This window comes from Streptomyces sp. NPDC050625, assembly GCF_040654755.1.
Classification (GTDB): domain Bacteria; phylum Actinomycetota; class Actinomycetes; order Streptomycetales; family Streptomycetaceae; genus Streptomyces.
This window is the reverse complement of sequence record NZ_JBFAIQ010000007.1, coordinates 476,427-495,639: the sequence shown is the minus strand read 5'-3', so window position 1 is coordinate 495,639 and position 19,213 is coordinate 476,427. Positions and strand designations below refer to the sequence as shown.

Here is a 19,213-nt window from a genome sequence, read left to right as displayed (position 1 = left end):
GGCGGGGTGTGACAGTGCGGATCGGACCTGTGGCGGCCGGACCTGGGCCGGTGGTCCTGGTCCGCACGACGTAGGTCTGCGGCCCCGGACGTGCGGCTTAGGGCGAAGGACCGCGCCCGTTTGCGGCCCGCGTCCGAGGCGGCCGGAGCGGTGCCGTTCCTAGGTTGATGCCACCGCCGATCGGAGGTCGGCGCGGCAGAGGGGACGGTTGTCATGCCGGTAGCGATCATCACGGGGGCCTCGAAGGGGCTGGGACGGGCGCTCGCCGAGGCGCTGGCCGCGCGCGGTTGGGATCTGGTGCTCGACGCCCGGGGCGCCGACGCGCTCACGGCGGCGGCCACGGCCGTGGCCGGGTACGGCACGCGGGTCGAGGCGCTGCCCGGGGACGTCACGGACGCCGGGCACCGGGCGGGGCTGGTGGCGGCGGCGTGGCGGCTGGGCGGTGTCGATCTGCTGGTGAACAACGCGAGCGCGCTGGGCGCCGAGCCGCTGGTGCGGCTGGCGGAGCTGCCCCTGGAGGGGCTGCGGCGGGCGCTTGAGGTGAATGTGGTGGCGGCGCTGGGCCTGGTCCAGGAGGCGCTGCCGCTGCTGCGGGAGTCGCCGGCGGGCGCGGTGGTCGCGGTCAGCTCGGACGCGGCCGCCGAGGCGTACGAGACCTGGGGCGGCTACGGGGCGTCCAAGGCGGCCCTGGACCAGCTCGCGGCGGTGCTCGCCGAGGAGGAGCCACGGCTGCGGGTGTGGGCGGTCGACCCCGGGGACATGGCCACGGAGCTGTATGCGGCGGCCGTACCGGACGACGACGGTCCACGGCCGGAGCCGGCGCGTGTGGTGCCCGCGTTCCTGCGGCTGCTGGACGAGCGTCCGGCGAGCGGCCGCTATGGGGCACCCTCCCTGCTGGAGGGGCGATGACGCCGGCGCTGAGGGTGCCCGAGGAGCTGTCGGCGCGGGTGCCCGCCGAGCAGCGCGGGCCGGGTCTGGGGCGGGATGCCGTACGGCTGCTGGTGTCGCGCGGGACCGAGGTGTCGCACCACGTGTTCGCCGAGCTGCCGCGGCTGCTGCGGGCCGGGGACCTGCTGGTGGTGAACACCTCGCCCACGCTGGCCGCCGCGGTGGACGGGAGGATCGGGCACGCGCGCGTGGTGGTGCACTTCTCCACGCTCGGGGACGACGGGCGGTGGGCGGTCGAGCTGCGGGATCCGGACGGTAAGGGGACCACGCGCGCGCGTGCGAGCGGGCCCGCGGGTACAGGGGTGCGGCTTCCCGGGGGTGCGGGGCTGGTGCTGGAGGAGCCGCTGAGCCCTCGGGGGGTGCGGCTGTGGTGGGCGCGGGTGGCCGGGGCGGACGTCCTCGGGCTGCTGCGGGAGCACGGGCGGCCCATTCGCTACTCCTATACGGAGCGGGACCAGCCGTTGTCCGTGTACCAGACGGTGTTCGCGCTGCCGTCGGCCGACGGGGCGGGCAGTGCGGAGATGCCGAGTGCCGCCCGGCCCTTCACAGCGCGGCTGGTGACGGAGCTGGTGAGCCGGGGTGTGCGGTTCGCGCCGGTCACGCTGCACACCGGGGTGGCGTCGGCGGAGGCGCACGAGCCGCCGTATCCGGAGCGGTACGCGGTGTCCGAGGCGTCCGCGCGGCTGATCAATGACGTGCGGGCCGGGGACGGCCGGGTGGTCGCGGTCGGTACGACGGCGGTGCGGGCCGTGGAGTCGGCGGCCGGGGCGGACGGGACGGTGCGGGCGGTCGAGGGGTGGACCGATCTCGTGGTGACGCCCGGGCGCGGGGTGCGGGTGGTCGACGGGCTGCTGACCGGGCTGCACGAGCCGGAGGCCTCGCATCTGCTGATGCTGGAGGCGATCGCGGGGCGGGCGGTGGTCGACCGCGCGTACGAGGAGGCGCGGCGCGGGCTCTATCTGTGGCACGAGTTCGGCGACGTGCATCTCCTCCTGCCGGAGGAGGACCCTGACACAGGGCGTTGCTTTGGCAACTTTCGGTGAGGATTCATCGTCCGCGGTGTGAGCCCGCGCATAGGGTGCGGATCACGTACGAACGGACATAGGAGATATACCGACACGTCCCGAACGGGGCAGACGCTCCAGTCTGTCCCGTTTTGCCCTTCCCTGATCCACTATCCAGGGTCGTACGTCACACCTTTGCCAGCCGATTTTGCGGCCGCTAAGAATTGCTCCTGTCGCCGGACGCCGTGGGTTTCGCCCCACGGCGTTCGTACGGGCCGGACCGGTTCCCCCGTCGGACAGAAGGCGACTCCGCGCTATTCGAAGAGGTCGATCTGCCATGCTCAAGAACACCACCACTCGTCTCAGTCGTCGCCTGACCAAGCACCGCAAGATCGCGATCGCCGGCGTCGCCGCCCTCGGTACCGCCGCCATCGCCTTCTCGGCGGTTCCCAGCAGCGCCGAGACGATCACGGCCGGGGCTCCCTCCACCGAGGCCCGGGTGGCGTACAGCACCGAGCAGATCAAGGACGTCAAGGGCACGGTCACCGACCAGCTCGCCACCGAGACCGTCAAGATCCAGCAGATCGCGGCGCAGAAGAAGGCCGCCGCAGACGCGCTCGTCAAGAAGCAGGCCGAGACCGCCGCCAAGGCGAAGACCGCCGCCGCCGAGGCCGCCAAGAAGGCCGCCCAGGAGCGCGCCGCCGAGCAGACCGCGAGCCGGTCCGTCGAGCGCGCCGCGGCCAAGCCCGCGAAGTCCTACCCCAACAACCTGGACGGCTGGATCCGGGAGTCCCTGGACATCATGAAGGCCAAGGGCATCCCGGGCTCGTACAGCGGCCTGCACCGCAACATCATGCGGGAGTCCTCCGGCAACCCGATGGCCATCAACGGCTGGGACATCAACGCCATCAACGGCATCCCGTCGAAGGGCCTGCTCCAGGTCATCCCGCCGACCTTCAAGGCGTACCACGTGCCCGGCACCTCGTGGAACATCTACGACCCGGTCGCCAACATCACGGCCGCCTGCAACTACGCCGCCGACAAGTACGGTTCGATGGACAACGTCAACAGCGCGTACTGAGGCCGCGCGGACCTCTTCTCGCGTACGCCGAAGGGCGGCACCCCCAGCCGGGGTGCCGCCCTTCGGCGTCGTACGCGCGCGGTTACTTGCGCATGACCTCGGGCTCGTGGCGGCGCAGGAAGCGGGCCACGAAGAAGCCGCAGATCACGCCGAGGACGATCAGGGCGGCCATGTCCACGCCCCAGGCGCCGACGGTGTGGTCCCACAGGGGGTCGGTGCCCGCGCCGTCCTTCGGCGGGCTGATCTTGTTGAAGTCCAGCGTGGCGCCCGCGGCTGCGACCGCCCAGCGGGACGGCATCAGATACGAGAACTCGTTGACACCGATCGAGCCGTGCAGCGTGAACAGACAGCCCGTGAACACGACCTGGATGATCGCGAACATCACCAGCAGCGGCATGGTCTTCTCGGCCGTCTTCACCAGCGAGGAGATGATCAGGCCGAACATCATCGAGGTGAAGCCGAGCGCCATGATCGGCACGGACAGCTCGATGATCGTCGCGCTGCCGAAGACCAGGCCCTCCTTCGGGATCTCACGGCTGGTGAAGCCGATCACACCGACCAGCAGACCCTGGAACACGGTGATCATGCCGAGCACGAACACCTTGGACATCAGATACGCCGAACGGGACAGGCCGGTCGCGCGCTCCCGCTCGTAGATCACCCGTTCCTTGATCAGTTCACGGACCGAGTTCGCGGCACCCGCGAAGCAGGCGCCGACCGCGAGGATCAGCAGGACCGTGGTGGCCGTGCCGTTCGGGATGATCCGGCCGGTCTGATTCGCCGGGTTGGGCAGCAGCCCCTTGTCGGCGTCGATGAGCAGGCTCACCGCGCCGAGCACGGCCGGCAGGATCACCATCAGGGCGAGGAAGCCCTTGTCGGACGCGATCACCGACACATAGCGGCGCACCAGCGTGACGAACTGCGACATCCAGCCCTGCGGCTTCGGCGGCTTCATCGCCTGCATCGGAGGCATCTGTACGGCCTGCGGCGCAACGGCGTCGATGTCCGCGGCGTACATCTGGTAGTGCTGCGAGCCCTTCCAGCGGCCCGCCCAGTCGTAGTCGCGGTAGTTCTCGAAGGCGGAGAAGACATCGGCCCAGGTGTCGTAGCCGAAGAAGTTCAGCGCCTCCTCCGGCGGGCCGAAGTAGGCCACCGAGCCACCCGGCGCCATCACGAGCAGCTTGTCGCAGATCGCCAGCTCGGCCACGGAGTGGGTGACGACGAGGACCGTACGGCCGTCGTCGGCCAGGCCGCGCAGCAGCTGCATGACGTCGCGGTCCATGCCCGGGTCGAGGCCCGAGGTGGGCTCGTCGAGGAAGATCAGCGACGGCTTGGTGAGCAGCTCCAGGGCCACCGAGACACGCTTGCGCTGGCCGCCGGAGAGGGAGGTGACCTTCTTCTCCTTGTGGATGTCGAGCTTCAGCTCGCGCAGCACCTCGTCTATGCGGGACTCGCGCTCGGCGGGCGTGGTGTCGGCCGGGAAGCGCAGCTTGGCCGCGTACTTGAGGGCCTTCTTGACGGTCAGCTCCTTGTGCAGGATGTCGTCCTGCGGGACCAGACCGATGCGCTGGCGCAGCTCGGCGAACTGCTTGTACAGGTTGCGGTTGTCGTAGAGGACCTCGCCCTGGTTGGCGGGCCGGTAACCGGTGAGCGCCTTCAGCAGCGTCGACTTGCCGGAGCCGGACGGGCCGATGACCGCGATCAGCGACTTCTCCGGGACACCGAAGGAGACGTCCTTCAGGATCTGCTTGCCGCCGTCGACCGTGACGGTCAGATGGCGCGCGGAGAAGGAGACCTCACCGGTGTCGACGAACTCTTCCAGCCGGTCGCCGACGATACGGAACGTGGAGTGGCCGACGCCGACGATGTCGGTCGGGCCCAGCAGTTGCGAGCCGCCCTTGGCGATCGGCTGGCCGTTGACGTACGTGCCGTTGTGCGAGCCCAGGTCACGGATCTCCAGGCGGCCGTCGGGCGTCGCGTGGAACTCGGCGTGGTGCCGGGAGACCTGGAGGTCGGAGACGACCAGCTCGTTCTCCAGCGCACGGCCGATGCGCATCACGCGGCCCAGCGAGAACTGGTGGAACGTGGTCGGGCTGCGGTCGCCGTAGACCGGCGGCGCCCCCGCGCCACCACCGGGCACCTGCTGCGCTCCCTGCTGCTGCGGGATCGGCGCGGCCTGCTGCGGCTGCTGCCAACCGGCCTGCGGGGCCTGCTGCGGCGGCGGGGCCTGCTGGGCCCAGCCGGCACTCGCGCCCTGCGCGGCGTACGGCGCGGCCTGCTGCGGCTGCTGCTGAGCGGCGGCAGCGGCACCGGACAGGTTCAGCCGCGGTCCGTCGGTCGCGTTGCCGAGGTGCACGGCGGTTCCTGGGCCTATCTCCAGCTGACCGATCCGCTGCCCCTGCACGAACGTGCCGTTGGTGCTGCCGTGGTCCTCGATGACCCAACTGCGTCCGTTGAAGCTGACCGTGGCGTGACGCCAGGAGACCCTGGCGTCGTCGAACACGATGTCTCCCTGCGGATCGCGTCCGAGTGTGTAGGACCTGGACGAATCGAGCGTCCAGGTCCGTCCGTTTGATTCCAGTACGAGTTCCGGCACTCCATGCCCCACTGAGTTGTCCCCCGAGTTACCCCCATCACAGGGAGTCTAGGGATGTCGAACATCGTGGGGAACTATTTCAGGCTCGGCCCTCTGACCGAAAGTCGGGCCTTGTGATGAACGGCGCCGAGAGCTTCAACTACTCCCGTTGACGGGGTTGAAACCGACCCGGAGAGTGGTAATCCCACGCGAGGGGGACACGCGCGGCCGCCGGCCGCGCCGCGGATCGGGGGGTCTGCCATGAGCTCTGCCACGGGAGTCGAGACCGCTGGGCACGGCGCGAGGCTGCCGTGGGCAGACGTCCTGCTGTCCGCGATCGCCGCGGTGAGCTGGGCGTTGCTGGGAATGGCGGGCACGGCCGCGCTCGGTCTGCATCTTCTGCAGGCGGACGCGGCGGGCTCACTGGGCCCGATGACGGCGGCTGTTGTGGCGCTCGGGGCGGGTGGTTCGGTCACGCCGTCCGGCGATGTGTCCGCTTTCGGCCTGAAAGGCGCGGAGGCGCACACGGCCATCGAGATCACGCCACTCGGGGTGAGCCTGGTGGGCGCCCTGCTGCTGTCGTGGATGTTCCTACGGTCCTTGCGCACGGCGGGAGTTGTGATCGCACCGGCCGAACTCCTCGCGCGCGCGGGCGCCGTGATCGCGCTGTTCGTGGCGACGCTGGGCGGGCTGGCCTGGGCGGGGCACGACGTCATCACGATCGACGGCGGTTCACTCGGCCTCGACAAGGTGCCCGGGCTGGGCGGCGGTGGGGGCAAGGGCGGCGGGCTGAGCATCCCCGGGCTCGGGGACATCGGCGGACTGCTGCCCGACCGCATCGGCGACCTCGTCGACGCGAAGGCGGCGGTGGGCTTCACGGTGGACACCGCGCCCACCCTCCTGGGCGGACTCGGCTGGTCCGCCGGCATCCTCCTGATCGCCCTGCTGGCCTCGCGCCGTACTCCCCTGCCACGCGGCTGGGAGGCCGTGCACCGGGTCGTACGGCCCGCGGCCTCGGCGCTCGTCACCGTGCTGGTCGTGGCCGTGGCCGCCGGGCTCGCGGCGGCGGCGTACGCGGCGATCGGCGACGACCACCCGGGGCGCATCGCGGGCGCGGCACTCCTGGGCGCGCCCAACGGGGTGTGGCTCGGGATCCCCCTCGGCCTGTTCGTGCCGTGGGACGGCAGGGCGACCGGCGCGCTGGTCACGGTGCTGCCCCATCCCCTCGACGAGTTGCTGGGCGGAAAGTCCGACCAGCCGGTGACGCTGGGCCGGCTGGCGGACCTGGACGGGCGGGTGTGGCTGCTGGGGGTGGCGGCGGCCCTGATGATGCTGCTCGCGGGCGTGCTGACGGCGGTTCGCACGCCGGTGGAGGCGGGGGCCGCTACGAGCGCGGCGGCTTCGGGATCGGGTGCCGGCGGTTCCGGTGCCCTCGGTCTCGCCGGGCGGTGCGCGCTCCGGCTGGGGATCGCGACCGCGCTGGCGCTGCCCGTGCTCGCCTGGCTGACGGAGGTGTCCGTGGACGCCTCGCTGTCCGTGCTCGGCTTCGACGCGTTCGGCGCCGGCATCGAACTCCACGGCCGACTCGGCATGGCACTGCTCCTCGGGGCCGTCTGGGGCGCGGGCGCCGGAGCGGCCGGAGCGCTGCTGGCCCGGGCCACGGGCGCCGCGGGGCGACGGGCGGCGCCGCTGGCACTGGGTGACGCGGGGGACGGCACCGGGTTTCCGAAGCACGCCGGACACGCCGGACACGCGGGGAGCGGCGATGCGGTGGGCGCCGGGCAGTCCGGCCCGTACGTGCCCGGTACGCCGTACCGCCCGCCCAACCCCGACACGAACCCGTATCTCCAGGTGCCGGACGAGCTGCGGGAACCCGGGCGGAACGTGCCGAGCGCCCCACCCGCTCCCGGCGGCGGCCGGTTCCCCGACGGTGCTCCGCCGCCGTCCGCCGACGTGTACGGCGCGCCCACCATGGCGCGGCCGTTCGACCCGCCGCCGCGCTCACCACGGCACCGCGCCGGGCCTCGCCCCGGCGACCGGCCCCCGCACGGGTCCGCCTCCGACGACGGTCCACCGCCCCCACCTCCGCCTCCGCCTCCAGCTCCGCCTTCGCCTAGGGGGCCCAAGGGGCGTGGCTGAGGTGCGGGGCCGGGCCGACGAGCGGCGGGGGATCTGCTCGTGCCCGTGAAGTAAGGCGCTCGACACTGCTCCGTCACCCACTGTTCCCTGTCCGCCAGGCGGACCACATGGGCAGAAGGCACTGGGTGCCGGATACGGTGGATACACCATGAGCGCTTCGCAGACCTCCGAGGTCCCCACCCTCCTCGTCAAGATTTTCGGCAAGGACAGGCCGGGCATCACGGCCGGCCTCTTCGACACACTTGCCGCCTACTCGGTCGACGTGGTCGACATCGAGCAGGTCGTCACGCGCGGCCGGCTGGTGCTCTGCGCGCTCGTGACCCAGCCGCCGGCCGGGCAGGAGGGCGACCTCCGGGCCACCGTGCACAGCTGGGCCGAGTCGGTGAAGATGCAGGCGGAGATCATCTCCGGTCATGGCGACAACCGCCCGCGCGGCCACGGCCGCTCCCTGGTGACCGTGCTCGGCCACCCCCTCACCGCCGAGTCGACCGCCGCCATCGCCGCCAGGATCGCCAAGGCCGGCGGCAACATCGACCGTATCTTCCGGCTCGCCAAGTACCCGGTGACCGCAGTCGAGTTCGCGGTGTCCGGCGTGGAGACCGAGCCGCTGCGCACCACCCTGGTGTCCGACGCGAGCGCGCTCGGCGTCGACATCGCGGTCGTGTCGGCGGGGCTGCACCGGCGGGCCCAGCGCCTGGTGGTCATGGACGTGGACTCCACCCTCATCCAGGACGAGGTGATCGAGCTCTTCGCCGCGCACGCGGGCTGCGAGGACAAGGTCGCCGAGGTCACGGCGGCCGCGATGCGCGGAGAGCTGGACTTCGAGCAGTCGCTGCACGCGCGCGTGGCCCTGCTGGAGGGGCTGGACGCCTCCGTGGTGCAGAAGGTGCGCGGCGAGGTGCGGCTGACGCCCGGTGCGCGCACCCTGATCCGTACGCTCAAGCGGCTCGGCTACCAAGTGGGCGTGGTGTCCGGCGGATTCACCCAGGTGACGGACGATCTGAAGGAGCGCCTCGGGCTGGACTTCGCCCAGGCCAACACCCTGGAGATCGTCGACGGGAAGCTGACCGGCAGGGTCACCGGCGAGATCGTGGACCGGGCGGGCAAGGCGCGGCTGCTGCGCCGGTTCGCCGCCGAGGCCGGTGTGCCGCTGTCCCAGACGGTGGCGATCGGCGACGGCGCCAACGACCTGGACATGCTGAACGCGGCCGGACTGGGCGTGGCCTTCAACGCCAAGCCCGTCGTCCGCGAGGCCGCGCACACCGCGGTGAACTTCCCCTTCCTGGACACGGTGCTCTATCTGCTGGGCGTCACCCGGGAAGAGGTCGAGGCGGCGGACACGCACGACGAGGCCTGAGCCACCGGACCGGACGCGGCCGAGGGGCCCCGCACCAGCGCGGTGCGGGGCCCCTCGGCGCGTACCGTCACGCCGACGGGGTCACTCGGACGGCGCCCAGTAGTCGGTCAGCTCGCCGGCGCCCGGCTCCAGGCTCTTCCAGGAGCCGCCGTAGGACACGACGGCGAAGGCGGCGGCGGGGAAGCCGCGGCGGTTCATCCGTTCGCGGGCGCTGTCGTCGGACGAGCCGGACAGGATCTCGGCCAGGCCGTGCACCCCTGGGTTGTGACCGATCAGGATCACGTTCTGGGCGTCGTCCGGGACCTCGTTGAGCACGGCGATCAGCTCGCCGGGCGAGGCCTCGTAGAGCCGCTCCTCGTAGACGGTTTTCGGCCGGTGCGGGAACTCGTGGACGGCGAGCTTCCAGGTTTCGCGGGTACGGACCGCGGTGGAGCACAGGGCCAGATCGAACGGGATTCCGGTGTCGGTCAGCTTGCGTCCGGCGACTGCGGCGTCCGTGCGGCCCCGCTCAGCGAGGGGCCGCTCATGGTCGGTCACCTGTGGCCAGTCGGCTTTCGCATGCCGGAAGAGGACAATCCTGCGGGGTTCTGCGACGCTCATGGGCCCAGCTTCGCATGAAACAGGCCATGCGGCGCAGGGAGTTGACATGCGGATTTAGCGGCGCGGGACGGCCTGGGGCTAGCGCGCGATCAGCTGCTGCACACGCTCGATGAGATGGGTGACCGCGGGCTCGCCGGTGGCCGCGTGGGCGTCCGACGGGTTCAGTATCAGCAGGAGCAGGGAGACGAAGGCGAGCGCGGGCAGGACGAGGGCCCACCAGGGCAGCCGGATGTCGACGCGGCCCGGGGTCGCCGGGTGGGGCCGGGTCTGCGTACAGGCCGACATGATCGCCTCCGCTGGTCTGCGAGTGGTCCGTGACCGCGTCCCGCGGGCACAACTCGAAACTACGGAATCCGCCGCCGCCAACCCATCCGGTGATCCACCCACTTGACCCTGACACTCACCCCCTAGGGGATGGTGGTGCCAGCACCACCATCGGCCCCGGGAGCTGTGGTCAGGGGGACGCGATGGTCGCGACGATGGCGATGAGCACGAAGATGACGAGGAACGAGCCGAAGATGATCAGCATCTTCTTCTGGCCGTTCGGGGGGTTCGGGTCGAGCACAGGCATGCGGCCAGTCTCGCACCCTCCTCCCCCTCCGGGACCGCCGGGGTGAGCTCGGCGGGTGAACGCAAGCGGGTGAACTCAGCGCTTCGCTTCCTGCTCCACGGTCCGGTCGCGGCCCGCCAGGACGCCGACCACCATCTGCGGGAGCATCAGACCGGCCATGAGGGCGATCGGCAGGCCCCAGCCGCCGCTGTGCTGGTAGAGCACGCCGACCAGCAGCGGCCCGGGGATGGAGATCAGATAGCCGGTGCTCTGCGCGAAGGCGGAGAGCTGGGCGACGCCGACGCCGGTCCTGGCCCGCATACCGACCATCGTGAGGGCCAGCGGGAAGGCGCAGTTGGACACGCCGAGCAGCAGGGCCCAGGCCCAGGCACCGGCGGCCGGGGCGAAGTACAGGCCCGCGTAGCCGGCCAGGCCGCACCCGCCGAGCGCCAGCACGATCGGCCCCTGGTGGGGCAGCCGGGTGGCGAGCCGGGGGATGACGAAGGCCAGCGGCACGCCCATCACCATGGTGATGGCGAGGAGCACCCCCGCCGTGCTCGCCGAGACGCCCGCGTCACGGAAGATCTGCGGCATCCAGCCCATCGTGATGTAGGCGGCGGTGGCCTGGAGCCCGAAGAAGACGGCGAGCGCCCAAGCCGTACGGCTCCGGGTGATCCGCAGCGCGGGCGGCTGCTCCGCACGCGCGCGTGCCTCCCGTACCGGCTCCTCGGGTACGGGCGCCGCCTCCCGGTGCCGTACCAGCGCGACCCACGGCAGGGCCGCCGCCGCGGCGAGCACCGCCCACACGGCGAGCCCCGGCTGCCAGCCGCCGCCGAGCGCGTCGGTCAACGGCACGGTCACCGCGGCGGCGGCCGAGGTGCCGAGGGCGAGGGCCATCGAGTACAGGCCAGTCATGGAGCCCACCCGGTCCGGGAACCAGCGCTTGACGATGACCGGCATCAGGACGTTGCTGACCGCGATGCCCATGAGGGTGAGCGCGCTGGCGGCCAGGAATCCGGCCGTCGACCCGGTGTAGGGCCGTATGAGCAGGCCCGTAGTGATGGCGACCATGCCGGCGCACACCACGGCGGCCGGTCCGAAGCGGCGCGCGAGACGGGGTGCCATGACGCCGAAGACGGCGAAGCAGAGCGGGGGCACCGAGGTGAGGAGCCCGGCCACGCTGCCGCTCATGCCCAGCCCGTCGCGGACCTCTTCGAGGAGCGCGCCGAGGCTGGTGATGGCGGGGCGGAGGTTGAGCGCCGCGAGCACGATGCCGACGACGAGCAGCCGTGTCGCCCACGCGCGCGTGGCGGGGGCGGGGGTGCCGTCGGCGTCCGGGGCCGCGGAGCGTTCGGTGCCCGGGGCGGTGGTGCGTTCAGCGCCTGGGGCGGTGGTGCATTCGGTTGTCGACGTCCTCGTCCGGGTTTCCTCGCTCACCATGAGGTCCATCATAGAATCATGGGATGATTGGTTGTCCATCCCCGGGCCGTCTCCTCCCGGTCCTCTCGTGCGAAGGTGTGCCATGCCCCTGAGCCACCCCCGCCGCTCGGCGCTCTCCGAGCAGGTCATCGCCGAACTGCGGAACCAGATCACCTCGGGCGAATGGCCGGTCGGCTCGCGCATCCCGACCGAGCCGGAACTGGTCGAGCAGCTCGGTGTCGCCCGCAACACGGTCCGCGAGGCCGTCCGGGCGCTGGCGCACAACGGCCTCCTGGACATCCGCCAGGGCTCCGGCACCTATGTGGTCGCCACCAGCGAGCTTGCGGGCGTCATGCAGCGCCGTTTCTCCGGCGCCGACCCGCGGCACATCGCCGAGCTGCGCTCCACGCTGGAGTCGGCGGCGGCGAGGCTGGCCGCGGAGCGGCGCACCGAGAAGGACCTCAAGCAGCTCGACGCGCTCCTCGTGCGGCGTGAGGAGGTCTGGGCGTCGGGTGACGCGGAGGCCTTCGTGGCGGCGGACGCGACCTTCCATCTGGCGGTGGTGGCCGCCTCCCACAACGAGGTCATGACCGCGATGTACGCCGACCTGGGCGAGGTGCTGCGGGACTGGCTGCGCGCGGACGTCGGCGAGGTGCTGACGCCCGAGACGCACATGGACCACGCCCGGCTCGTCGACGCGATCCGGACGGGCGACGCGGAGGCGGCCGCGACGGAGGCCGCGAGCTATCCGTTCCTGTGCCGTCCGGGGCGGTTCAGCCCGCCTTCTGGTGGCTGATCCACACCGAGCCGACTTCCTTCCAGCACCGGCCGGAGAGCCGTACGGTCAGCGCGGGCCCGGTGTCGACCGGGTCGCCGTCGGTGTCGAGGTCCCACCAGCGGGCGCACTCGATGTGCAGGCTCACGCGATCGGTGTCGACATAGGGGTTGTGGCAGTAGGCCACGACATGGGAGCCGCGGACGGTCGTACGGCACTCCGACCCGAACAGCGACGGGGCCGGGGGTCTCTTGTCCTTCACGCGTGCGTGCGGCATCGCCTCGTACGGCAGGGACAGCACGAGAGCGACGGCGACGGTCAGTGAGGCCAGGCTGTGGGACAGGCGCACAAGGGGACCTCCTCGGCCGTGCTGGGGAGGGACTCAGCGAGGTGGACTCGCACTCCAGAGTGCGCCGTTGCCGCACGTCCGCGCCCGGCCGGTGAGCCGAACGGGTGACGCGCGAACGGGCCGGGGCCCGCACCCCCGAAGGGTGCGGGCCCCGGTATCGGCTCGGGCCTCGGCGGTGCCGGTCAGGCGCCGACGGCGTGCAGACCGCCGTCCACGTGGATGATCTCGCCGGTGGTCTTCGGGAACCAGTCGCTCAGCAGGGCGACGACACCGCGGCCGGCCGGCTCCGGGTCCTTGAGGTCCCACTCCAGGGGCGCGCGGTCGTCCCACACGGAGGCGAGCTCCGCGAAGCCGGGGATGGACTTGGCGGCCATGGAGCCGATCGGGCCCGCGGAGATGAGGTTGCAGCGGATGTTCTGCTTGCCCAGGTCGCGCGCCATGTAGCGGCTGGTGGCCTCCAGGGCGGCCTTGGCCGGGCCCATCCAGTCGTACTGCGGCCAGGCGTACTGGGCGTCGAAGGTGAGGCCGACGACGGAGCCGCCGTTCTGCATCAGCGGCAGGCAGGCCATGGTCAGCGACTTCAGGGAGAACGCCGAGACGTGCATGGCCGTGGCGACCGACTCGAACGGCGTGTTGAGGAAGTTGCCGCCGAGCGCGTCCTGCGGGGCGAAGCCGATGGAGTGCACGACGCCGTCGAGGCCGCCGAGCTCCTCGCCGACCACGTCGGCCAGGCGCGCGAGGTGCTCGTCGTTGGTGACGTCGAGCTCGATGACCTTGGTGGGCTTGGGGAGCTTCTTGGCGATGCGCTCGGTGAGCGTGGGCCGCGGGAACGCGGTCAGGATGATCTCGGCACCCTGCTCCTGGGCCAGCTTGGCGGTGTGGAAGGCGATGGAGGACTCCATCAGCACACCGGTGATCAGGACGCGCTTGCCCTCGAGAATTCCGCTCATGGTGATCAGTGACCCATTCCCAGTCCGCCGTCAACAGGGATGACGGCTCCAGTGATGTACGAGGCGTCGTCCGAGGCGAGGAACCGCACCGTTGCGGCGATCTCCTCCGGCTGGGCGTACCGGCCGAGCGGCACCTGCCCCATGATCGTGGCGCGCTGCTCGTCGGTGAGCGCCTTGGTCATGTCGGTGTCGACGAAGCCGGGCGTGACGACGTTGAACGTGATGTTGCGCGAGCCCAGCTCGCGGGCGAGGGAGCGTGCGAAGCCGACGAGTCCGGCCTTGGACGCGGCGTAGTTCGCCTGGCCGGGGCCGCCGTAGAGCGCGACGACCGACGAGATGAGGACGACACGGCCCTTCTTGGCGCGCAGCATGCCGCGGTTGGCACGCTTCACCACGCGGAAGGTGCCGGTGAGGTTGGTGTCTATGACCGAGGTGAAGTCCTCCTCGGTCATCCGCATCAGGAGCTGGTCCTTGGTGATGCCGGCGTTGGCGATGAGGACCTCGACGGGGCCGTGCTGGGCCTCGATCTCCTTGTAGGCCTGCTCCACCTGCTCGGCGTCGGTGATGTCGCACCTGACGGCGAGGCAGCCCAGGTCCGTCAGGGCGGCCGGCGGCTCACCCGAGCGGTACGTGATCGCGACCTTGTCGCCGGCGTCGGCGAATGCGCGGGCGATGGCGAGGCCGATGCCCCGGTTGCCTCCGGTGACGAGAACCGAGCGGCTCAACGGATCACCCTTTCGATAGCGGTCTGGCACACCGCCCGAACAGCTGGATGACAGGCGGCTTCATCGAAAACCTATCGGTAAGGGGCCTCCGGAGGTGAAGCGGGCACCGACAGTGGCATGGGGGCGTCGCTGTCGGATCCCTACAGTTTCGACCGGGCGGTGGCGCGCCCGGGCGAGGCCGGTGGATCGGTGGACGGGTCGCATCGCGCGTGCCCGGCCCGTCGGGCGTCCGCAGTCGGGCGTGAATGTCACTCCCCCGCCCGCGCGGGGACGTCATAATGCCACCTCGTGATCACTCTGAGGTAAGAGCGCGCGGTTGTTGCGGGGCGGCTCGGCGCAGCGCCGCGCGGATATCCACTACGGCCCCGTCATGGCCGCGCGACATACTTCACTGCGGTGCGTCCACCTCGTAAGACATCCGCTTGAGCAGAAGAGAACTCATCGACTTGGGGGAGCCTCCTGTGGCCCACGGAATCGATCCGACATTTCTGGCGCTACCCCTACGCGCCCTGGCCGACGCCGCGCTCGCACGCGCGCGTGCGCTCGGGGCCGAGCACGCGGACTTCCGGTTCGAGCGGGTGCGCAGCGCGTCCTGGCGGTTCAGGGACGCCAAGCCCGCCGGCTCGTCGGACACCACCGACCTCGGGTACGCCGTGCGGGTCGTGCACGGCGGCACCTGGGGCTTCGCGTCGGGCGTGGATCTGACCCTCGACGCCGCCGCCAAGGTCGCCTCGCAGGCCGTCGCGATGGCGCAGCTCTCCGCCCAGGTGATCCGGGCGGCCGGCTCCGACGAGCGGGTCGAGCTCGCCGACGAGCCGGTGCACGCCGACAGGACATGGGTCTCCTCGTACGAGATCGACCCGTTCTCGGTGCCCGACGAGGAGAAGTCGGCGCTGCTGACGGACTGGAGCTCGCGTCTGCTCGCGGCGAACGGCGTCGATCACGTCGACGCGTCGCTGCTCACCGTGCACGAGAACAAGTTCTACGCCGACACCGCGGGGACCGTCACCACGCAGCAGCGGGTGCGGCTGCATCCGCAGCTGACGGCGGTCTCGGTCGACGAGTCGAGCGGCGAGTTCGACTCGATGCGGACCATCGCGCCGCCGGTCGGACGCGGCTGGGAGTACCTCACCGGGACCGGCTGGGACTGGGAGGGCGAACTTGAGCAGATCCCGGAGCTGCTCGCGGAGAAGATGCGCGCGCCGAGCGTGCAGGCGGGCCTGTACGACCTGGTCGTCGACCCGTCCAACCTGTGGCTGACCATCCACGAGTCCATCGGCCACGCGACCGAGCTGGACCGGGCACTCGGCTACGAGGCCGCGTACGCCGGCACCTCCTTCGCCACCTTCGACCAGCTCGGCAAGCTCCGCTACGGCTCCGACCTGATGAACGTCACCGGTGACCGCACCGCCGAACACGGCCTCGCGACGGTCGGGTACGACGACGAGGGCGTCGAGGGACAGTCCTGGGACCTGGTGAAGGACGGCACGCTCGTCGGCTACCAGCTGGACCGCAGGATCGCGAAGCTGACCGGGTTCGACCGGTCCAACGGGTGCGCGTTCGCCGACTCCCCCGGGCACGTGCCCGTGCAGCGCATGGCCAATGTGTCGCTCCAGCCGGATCCGGCGGGGATGTCCACGGAGGACCTCATCGGGGGTGTCGACCGGGGCATCTATGTCGTCGGGGACCGGTCCTGGTCCATCGACATGCAGCGCTACAACTTCCAGTTCACCGGGCAGCGCTTCTTCAGGATCGAGAACGGGCGGATCACCGGTCAGCTGCGGGACGTCGCCTACCAGGCGACGACCACCGACTTCTGGGGCTCCATGGCGGCCGTCGGCGGCCCGCAGACCTATGTCCTGGGCGGTGCCTTCAACTGCGGCAAGGCCCAGCCGGGCCAGGTGGCCGCCGTGTCGCACGGGTGCCCCTCCGCTCTCTTCAAGGGCGTCAACATCCTCAACACCACCCAGGAGGCCGGTCGATGAGCGCGGGCAGCAGCAAGGCGTACAAGCCGCACGAGATCGTCGAGCGCGCTCTGGAGCTGTCCCGGGCGGACGGCTGCGTCGTCATCGCCGACGAGCACTCGACCGCGAATCTGCGCTGGGCCGGCAACGCGCTGACCACCAACGGCGTCACGCGCGGGCGCACCCTCACCGTCGTGGCGACCGTGGACGGCAAGGAGGGCACGGCCTCCGGTGTCGTCTCCCGCTCGGCCGTGACCGCGGAGGACCTGGAGCCGCTGGTCCGGGCCGCCGAGGCCGCCGCGCGTGGCGCCGGGCCCGCCGAGGACGCGCAGCCGCTGGTCACGGACGTACCCGAGTCGCCGGACTTCACGGACGGGCCGGCCGAGACCTCGTCGGCGGTGTTCGCGGACTTCGCCCCGGCGCTCGGCGAGGCCTTCGCACGCGCGCGTGCGGGCGAGCGTGAGCTGTACGGCTTCGCCAACCACGAGCTCGTCTCGACCTACCTCGGCACGTCCACGGGCCTGCGGCTGCGGCACGACCAGCCCAACGGCACGCTGGAGCTCAACGCCAAGTCCCCGGACCGTACGCGCTCGGCGTGGGCGGGGCGCTCCACGCGGGACTTCAAGGACGTCGACCCGGGCGCACTCGACGCCGAGCTGGCCGTTCGCCTCGGCTGGGCCGAGCGGCGCGTGGAACTGCCCGCGGGCCGCTACGAGACGCTGCTCCCGCCGACCGCCGTGGCCGACCTGCTGATCTACCAGCTGTGGTCGGCGTCGGGCCGGGACGCGGCCGAGGGGCGCACGGTGTTCTCCAAGCCGGGCGGCGGCACCCGCCTGGGCGAGAAGCTGACCGAGCTGCCGCTGACCCTGCGCAGCGACCCGAACGAGCCTGGTCTGGAGTCCGCGCCGTTCGTCGTCGCGCACTCCTCCGGCGGCGATCAGTCGGTGTTCGACAACGGGCTGCCGACGGGCGCTGTCGACTGGGTCGGGAACGGGGAGCTGAAGCATCTGACGACCACTCGGCACAGCGCGGGTCTGACCGGGCTGCCGGTGGCCCCGGCGGGCGGCAACCTGATCCTGGACGGGGGCGAGGACCGCTCCCTGGAGGAGATGGTCGCGGCGACCGAGCGCGGGCTGCTGCTGACCTGCCTGTGGTACATCCGCGAGGTCGATCCGGCGACGCTGCTGCTGACGGGCCTGACCCGGGACGGCGTCTATCTCGTCGAGAACGGCGAGGTCACCGGCGCGGCGAACAACTTCCGGTTCAACGAGTCCCCGGTGGACCTGCTGGGGCGGGCGACCGAGGCCGGGCGCACGGAAAAGACGCTGCCCCGGGAGTGGAGCGACTGGTTCACCAGGGCCGCGATGCCCGCGCTGCGGGTGCCGGACTTCAATATGAGCTCTGTCAGTCAGGGCGTATAACCTCGTAGGCATTCGCAGTCGGCTGTCACCCGGCTGCCCGAGGACCACCAAGGAGACACGAGAACCGTGACGGACATCGTCGACGAGCTGAAGTGGCGGGGGCTGATCGCCCTCTCCACGGACGAGGACGCATTGCGCAAGGCGTTCGCGGACGGTCCCGTCACGTTCTATTGCGGCTTCGACCCGACCGCGCCCAGCCTGCACCTCGGCAACCTCGTGCAGATCCTGACGATGCGCCGGATCCAACGGGCGGGCAACCGCCCGCTGGGCCTGGTCGGCGGTGCCACGGGGCTGATCGGCGACCCGAAGCCGACGGCGGAGCGGACGCTGAACGACCCCGAGGTGGTGGCGGGCTGGGTGGCGCGGCTGCGCGGCCAGATCGAGAAGTTCCTGGACTTCGACGGACCGAACGCCGCGACGATGGTCAACAACCTGGACTGGACCCAGGGACTGTCGGCCATCGACTTCCTGCGCGACATCGGCAAGCACTTCCGGGTCAACAAGATGATCTCGAAGGAGGCCGTCTCCCGGCGGCTGCACTCCGACGCGGGCATCAGCTACACCGAGTTCAGCTACCAGATCCTGCAGGGCATGGACTTCCTGGAGCTGTACCGGAGGTACGGCTGCACGCTGCAGACCGGTGGCAGCGACCAGTGGGGCAACCTCACGGCGGGCGCCGACCTGATCCACAAGGTCGAGCCGCACGTCCCGGTGCACGCGCTGGCCACGCCGCTGATCACCAAGGCGGACGGCACCAAGTTCGGCAAGACGGAGTCCGGCACGGTCTGGCTCGACCCGGAGCTCACCACGCCGTACGCGTTCTACCAGTTCTGGCTGAACGCGGACGACCGGGACGTGTCGAAGTTCCTGCGCATCTTCAGCTTCAGGTCCCGTACGGAGATCGAGGAGCTGGAGCAGCTGACCGAGGAGCGTCCGCAGGCGCGGGCGGCGCAGCGTGCGCTGGCCGAGGAGCTGACGACGCTGGTGCACGGTGCCGACCAGACGGCCGCCGTGGTCGCCGCGTCCAAGGCCCTGTTCGGTCAGGGCGAGCTGGCGGACCTCGACGCGAAGACGCTGGCCGCGGCCCTGTCCGAGCTGCCGAACATCCAGGTCACCGAGCTGGGCCCGGTCGTGGACCTGTTCGCCGAGGTCGGCCTGGTGGCCAGCAAGTCGGCCGCGCGCCGCACGGTCAAGGAGGGCGGTGCCTACGTGAACAACGCCAAGGTCACCGCCGAGGACGCGATCCCCGTCAAGGAGGATCTGCTGCACGGCCGCTGGCTGGTGCTGCGCCGGGGCAAGAAGAACCTGGCCGCGGTCGAGGTCACGGGCGCCTGACGCACGGAGAAGGGCGGCTTC

At 71.2% G+C, this 19,213-nt stretch carries 17 protein-coding genes; 9 read left to right on the top strand and 8 right to left on the bottom strand.

Going from position 1 to position 19,213, the window contains the following annotated elements; all coding sequences use genetic code 11:
* The first annotated feature begins 213 nt into the window (after nucleotides 1–213).
* The 3 genes from AB0I54_RS20315 to AB0I54_RS20305 all read left to right on the top strand — a co-directional run bounded on the left by AB0I54_RS20315 (nucleotide 214) and on the right by AB0I54_RS20305 (nucleotide 3,033).
* Complete coding sequence (locus AB0I54_RS20315; protein ID WP_363297412.1) at nucleotides 214–909, top strand: SDR family oxidoreductase; 696 nt, start codon at nucleotides 214–216, stop codon at nucleotides 907–909.
* A complete protein-coding gene (locus tag AB0I54_RS20310) occupies nucleotides 906–1,991 on the top strand; it encodes an S-adenosylmethionine:tRNA ribosyltransferase-isomerase (protein ID WP_363297411.1) in 1,086 nt (361 codons plus the stop codon). The genes AB0I54_RS20315 and AB0I54_RS20310 overlap by 4 nt, the downstream gene beginning before the upstream one ends.
* A 298-nt stretch (nucleotides 1,992–2,289) precedes the next feature.
* Nucleotides 2,290–3,033, top strand: coding sequence for a transglycosylase SLT domain-containing protein (locus tag AB0I54_RS20305; RefSeq protein ID WP_363297410.1), 744 nt, complete (start codon nucleotides 2,290–2,292; stop codon nucleotides 3,031–3,033).
* Nucleotides 3,034–3,115: 82 nt separating this feature from the next.
* Here AB0I54_RS20305 and AB0I54_RS20300 read toward each other — a convergent pair whose 3' ends face one another.
* Entirely contained in the window at nucleotides 3,116–5,641 is a 2,526-nt protein-coding gene (locus AB0I54_RS20300; RefSeq protein ID WP_363297409.1) for an FHA domain-containing protein, read from the bottom strand.
* A gap of 228 nt (nucleotides 5,642–5,869) precedes the next feature.
* Between AB0I54_RS20300 and AB0I54_RS20295 the strand changes: the two genes are divergently transcribed.
* Both AB0I54_RS20295 and serB read left to right on the top strand, forming a co-directional pair.
* Nucleotides 5,870–7,747 (top strand): streptophobe family protein, encoded by a 1,878-nt coding sequence (locus AB0I54_RS20295; RefSeq protein WP_363297408.1) that lies wholly within the window; start codon nucleotides 5,870–5,872, stop codon nucleotides 7,745–7,747.
* A 148-nt stretch (nucleotides 7,748–7,895) separates the two neighbouring features.
* Nucleotides 7,896–9,104, top strand: a complete 1,209-nt coding sequence (gene serB, locus AB0I54_RS20290; RefSeq protein WP_363297407.1) for a phosphoserine phosphatase SerB — start codon at nucleotides 7,896–7,898, stop codon at nucleotides 9,102–9,104.
* Nucleotides 9,105–9,185: 81 nt separating this feature from the next.
* Here serB and AB0I54_RS20285 read toward each other — a convergent pair whose 3' ends face one another.
* From AB0I54_RS20285 to AB0I54_RS20270, 4 genes are all read right to left on the bottom strand, one after another.
* Complete coding sequence (locus AB0I54_RS20285) at nucleotides 9,186–9,704, bottom strand: histidine phosphatase family protein (protein ID WP_363297406.1); 519 nt, start codon at nucleotides 9,702–9,704, stop codon at nucleotides 9,186–9,188.
* 78 nt (nucleotides 9,705–9,782) lie between these two features.
* On the bottom strand, nucleotides 9,783–9,989 hold the full coding sequence (locus AB0I54_RS20280; protein ID WP_363297404.1) for a hypothetical protein: 207 nt from the start codon (nucleotides 9,987–9,989) through the stop codon (nucleotides 9,783–9,785).
* 169 nt (nucleotides 9,990–10,158) lie between these two features.
* On the bottom strand, nucleotides 10,159–10,275 hold the full coding sequence (locus AB0I54_RS20275) for an SGM_5486 family transporter-associated protein (RefSeq protein WP_363297403.1): 117 nt from the start codon (nucleotides 10,273–10,275) through the stop codon (nucleotides 10,159–10,161).
* 75 nt (nucleotides 10,276–10,350) lie between these two features.
* Nucleotides 10,351–11,694 carry a CynX/NimT family MFS transporter gene (locus tag AB0I54_RS20270; RefSeq protein ID WP_363297401.1) on the bottom strand — a complete coding sequence of 448 codons (1,344 nt, stop codon included), beginning with the start codon at nucleotides 11,692–11,694 and terminating at the stop codon, nucleotides 10,351–10,353.
* Nucleotides 11,695–11,776: 82 nt separating this feature from the next.
* Between AB0I54_RS20270 and AB0I54_RS20265 the strand changes: the two genes are divergently transcribed.
* A complete protein-coding gene (locus AB0I54_RS20265) occupies nucleotides 11,777–12,469 on the top strand; it encodes a FadR/GntR family transcriptional regulator (RefSeq protein ID WP_363297400.1) in 693 nt (230 codons plus the stop codon).
* Here AB0I54_RS20265 and AB0I54_RS20260 read toward each other — a convergent pair.
* The 3 genes from AB0I54_RS20260 to fabG all read right to left on the bottom strand — a co-directional run bounded on the left by AB0I54_RS20260 (nucleotide 12,447) and on the right by fabG (nucleotide 14,472).
* Complete coding sequence (locus AB0I54_RS20260) at nucleotides 12,447–12,797, bottom strand: hypothetical protein (RefSeq protein ID WP_363297399.1); 351 nt, start codon at nucleotides 12,795–12,797, stop codon at nucleotides 12,447–12,449. The genes AB0I54_RS20265 and AB0I54_RS20260 overlap by 23 nt on opposite strands.
* Before the next feature lie 182 nt (nucleotides 12,798–12,979).
* A complete protein-coding gene (gene fabI, locus AB0I54_RS20255) occupies nucleotides 12,980–13,747 on the bottom strand; it encodes an enoyl-ACP reductase FabI (protein WP_363297398.1) in 768 nt (255 codons plus the stop codon).
* Nucleotides 13,748–13,752: 5 nt separating this feature from the next.
* Nucleotides 13,753–14,472, bottom strand: a complete 720-nt coding sequence (gene fabG, locus AB0I54_RS20250) for a 3-oxoacyl-[acyl-carrier-protein] reductase (protein WP_363297397.1) — start codon at nucleotides 14,470–14,472, stop codon at nucleotides 13,753–13,755.
* 461 nt (nucleotides 14,473–14,933) lie between these two features.
* Here fabG and AB0I54_RS20245 point away from each other — a divergent pair, with 461 nt between their 5' ends.
* The 3 genes from AB0I54_RS20245 to tyrS all read left to right on the top strand — a co-directional run bounded on the left by AB0I54_RS20245 (nucleotide 14,934) and on the right by tyrS (nucleotide 19,192).
* Nucleotides 14,934–16,457, top strand: coding sequence for a TldD/PmbA family protein (locus AB0I54_RS20245; protein WP_363297396.1), 1,524 nt, complete (start codon nucleotides 14,934–14,936; stop codon nucleotides 16,455–16,457).
* Nucleotides 16,454–17,857: a metallopeptidase TldD-related protein gene (locus AB0I54_RS20240; protein ID WP_363297395.1), complete on the top strand. Its 1,404-nt coding sequence runs from the start codon at nucleotides 16,454–16,456 to the stop codon at nucleotides 17,855–17,857. The genes AB0I54_RS20245 and AB0I54_RS20240 overlap by 4 nt, the downstream gene beginning before the upstream one ends.
* A 66-nt stretch (nucleotides 17,858–17,923) precedes the next feature.
* Complete coding sequence (tyrS, locus tag AB0I54_RS20235) at nucleotides 17,924–19,192, top strand: tyrosine--tRNA ligase (protein WP_363297394.1); 1,269 nt, start codon at nucleotides 17,924–17,926, stop codon at nucleotides 19,190–19,192.
* Nucleotides 19,193–19,213: the final 21 nt, after the last annotated feature.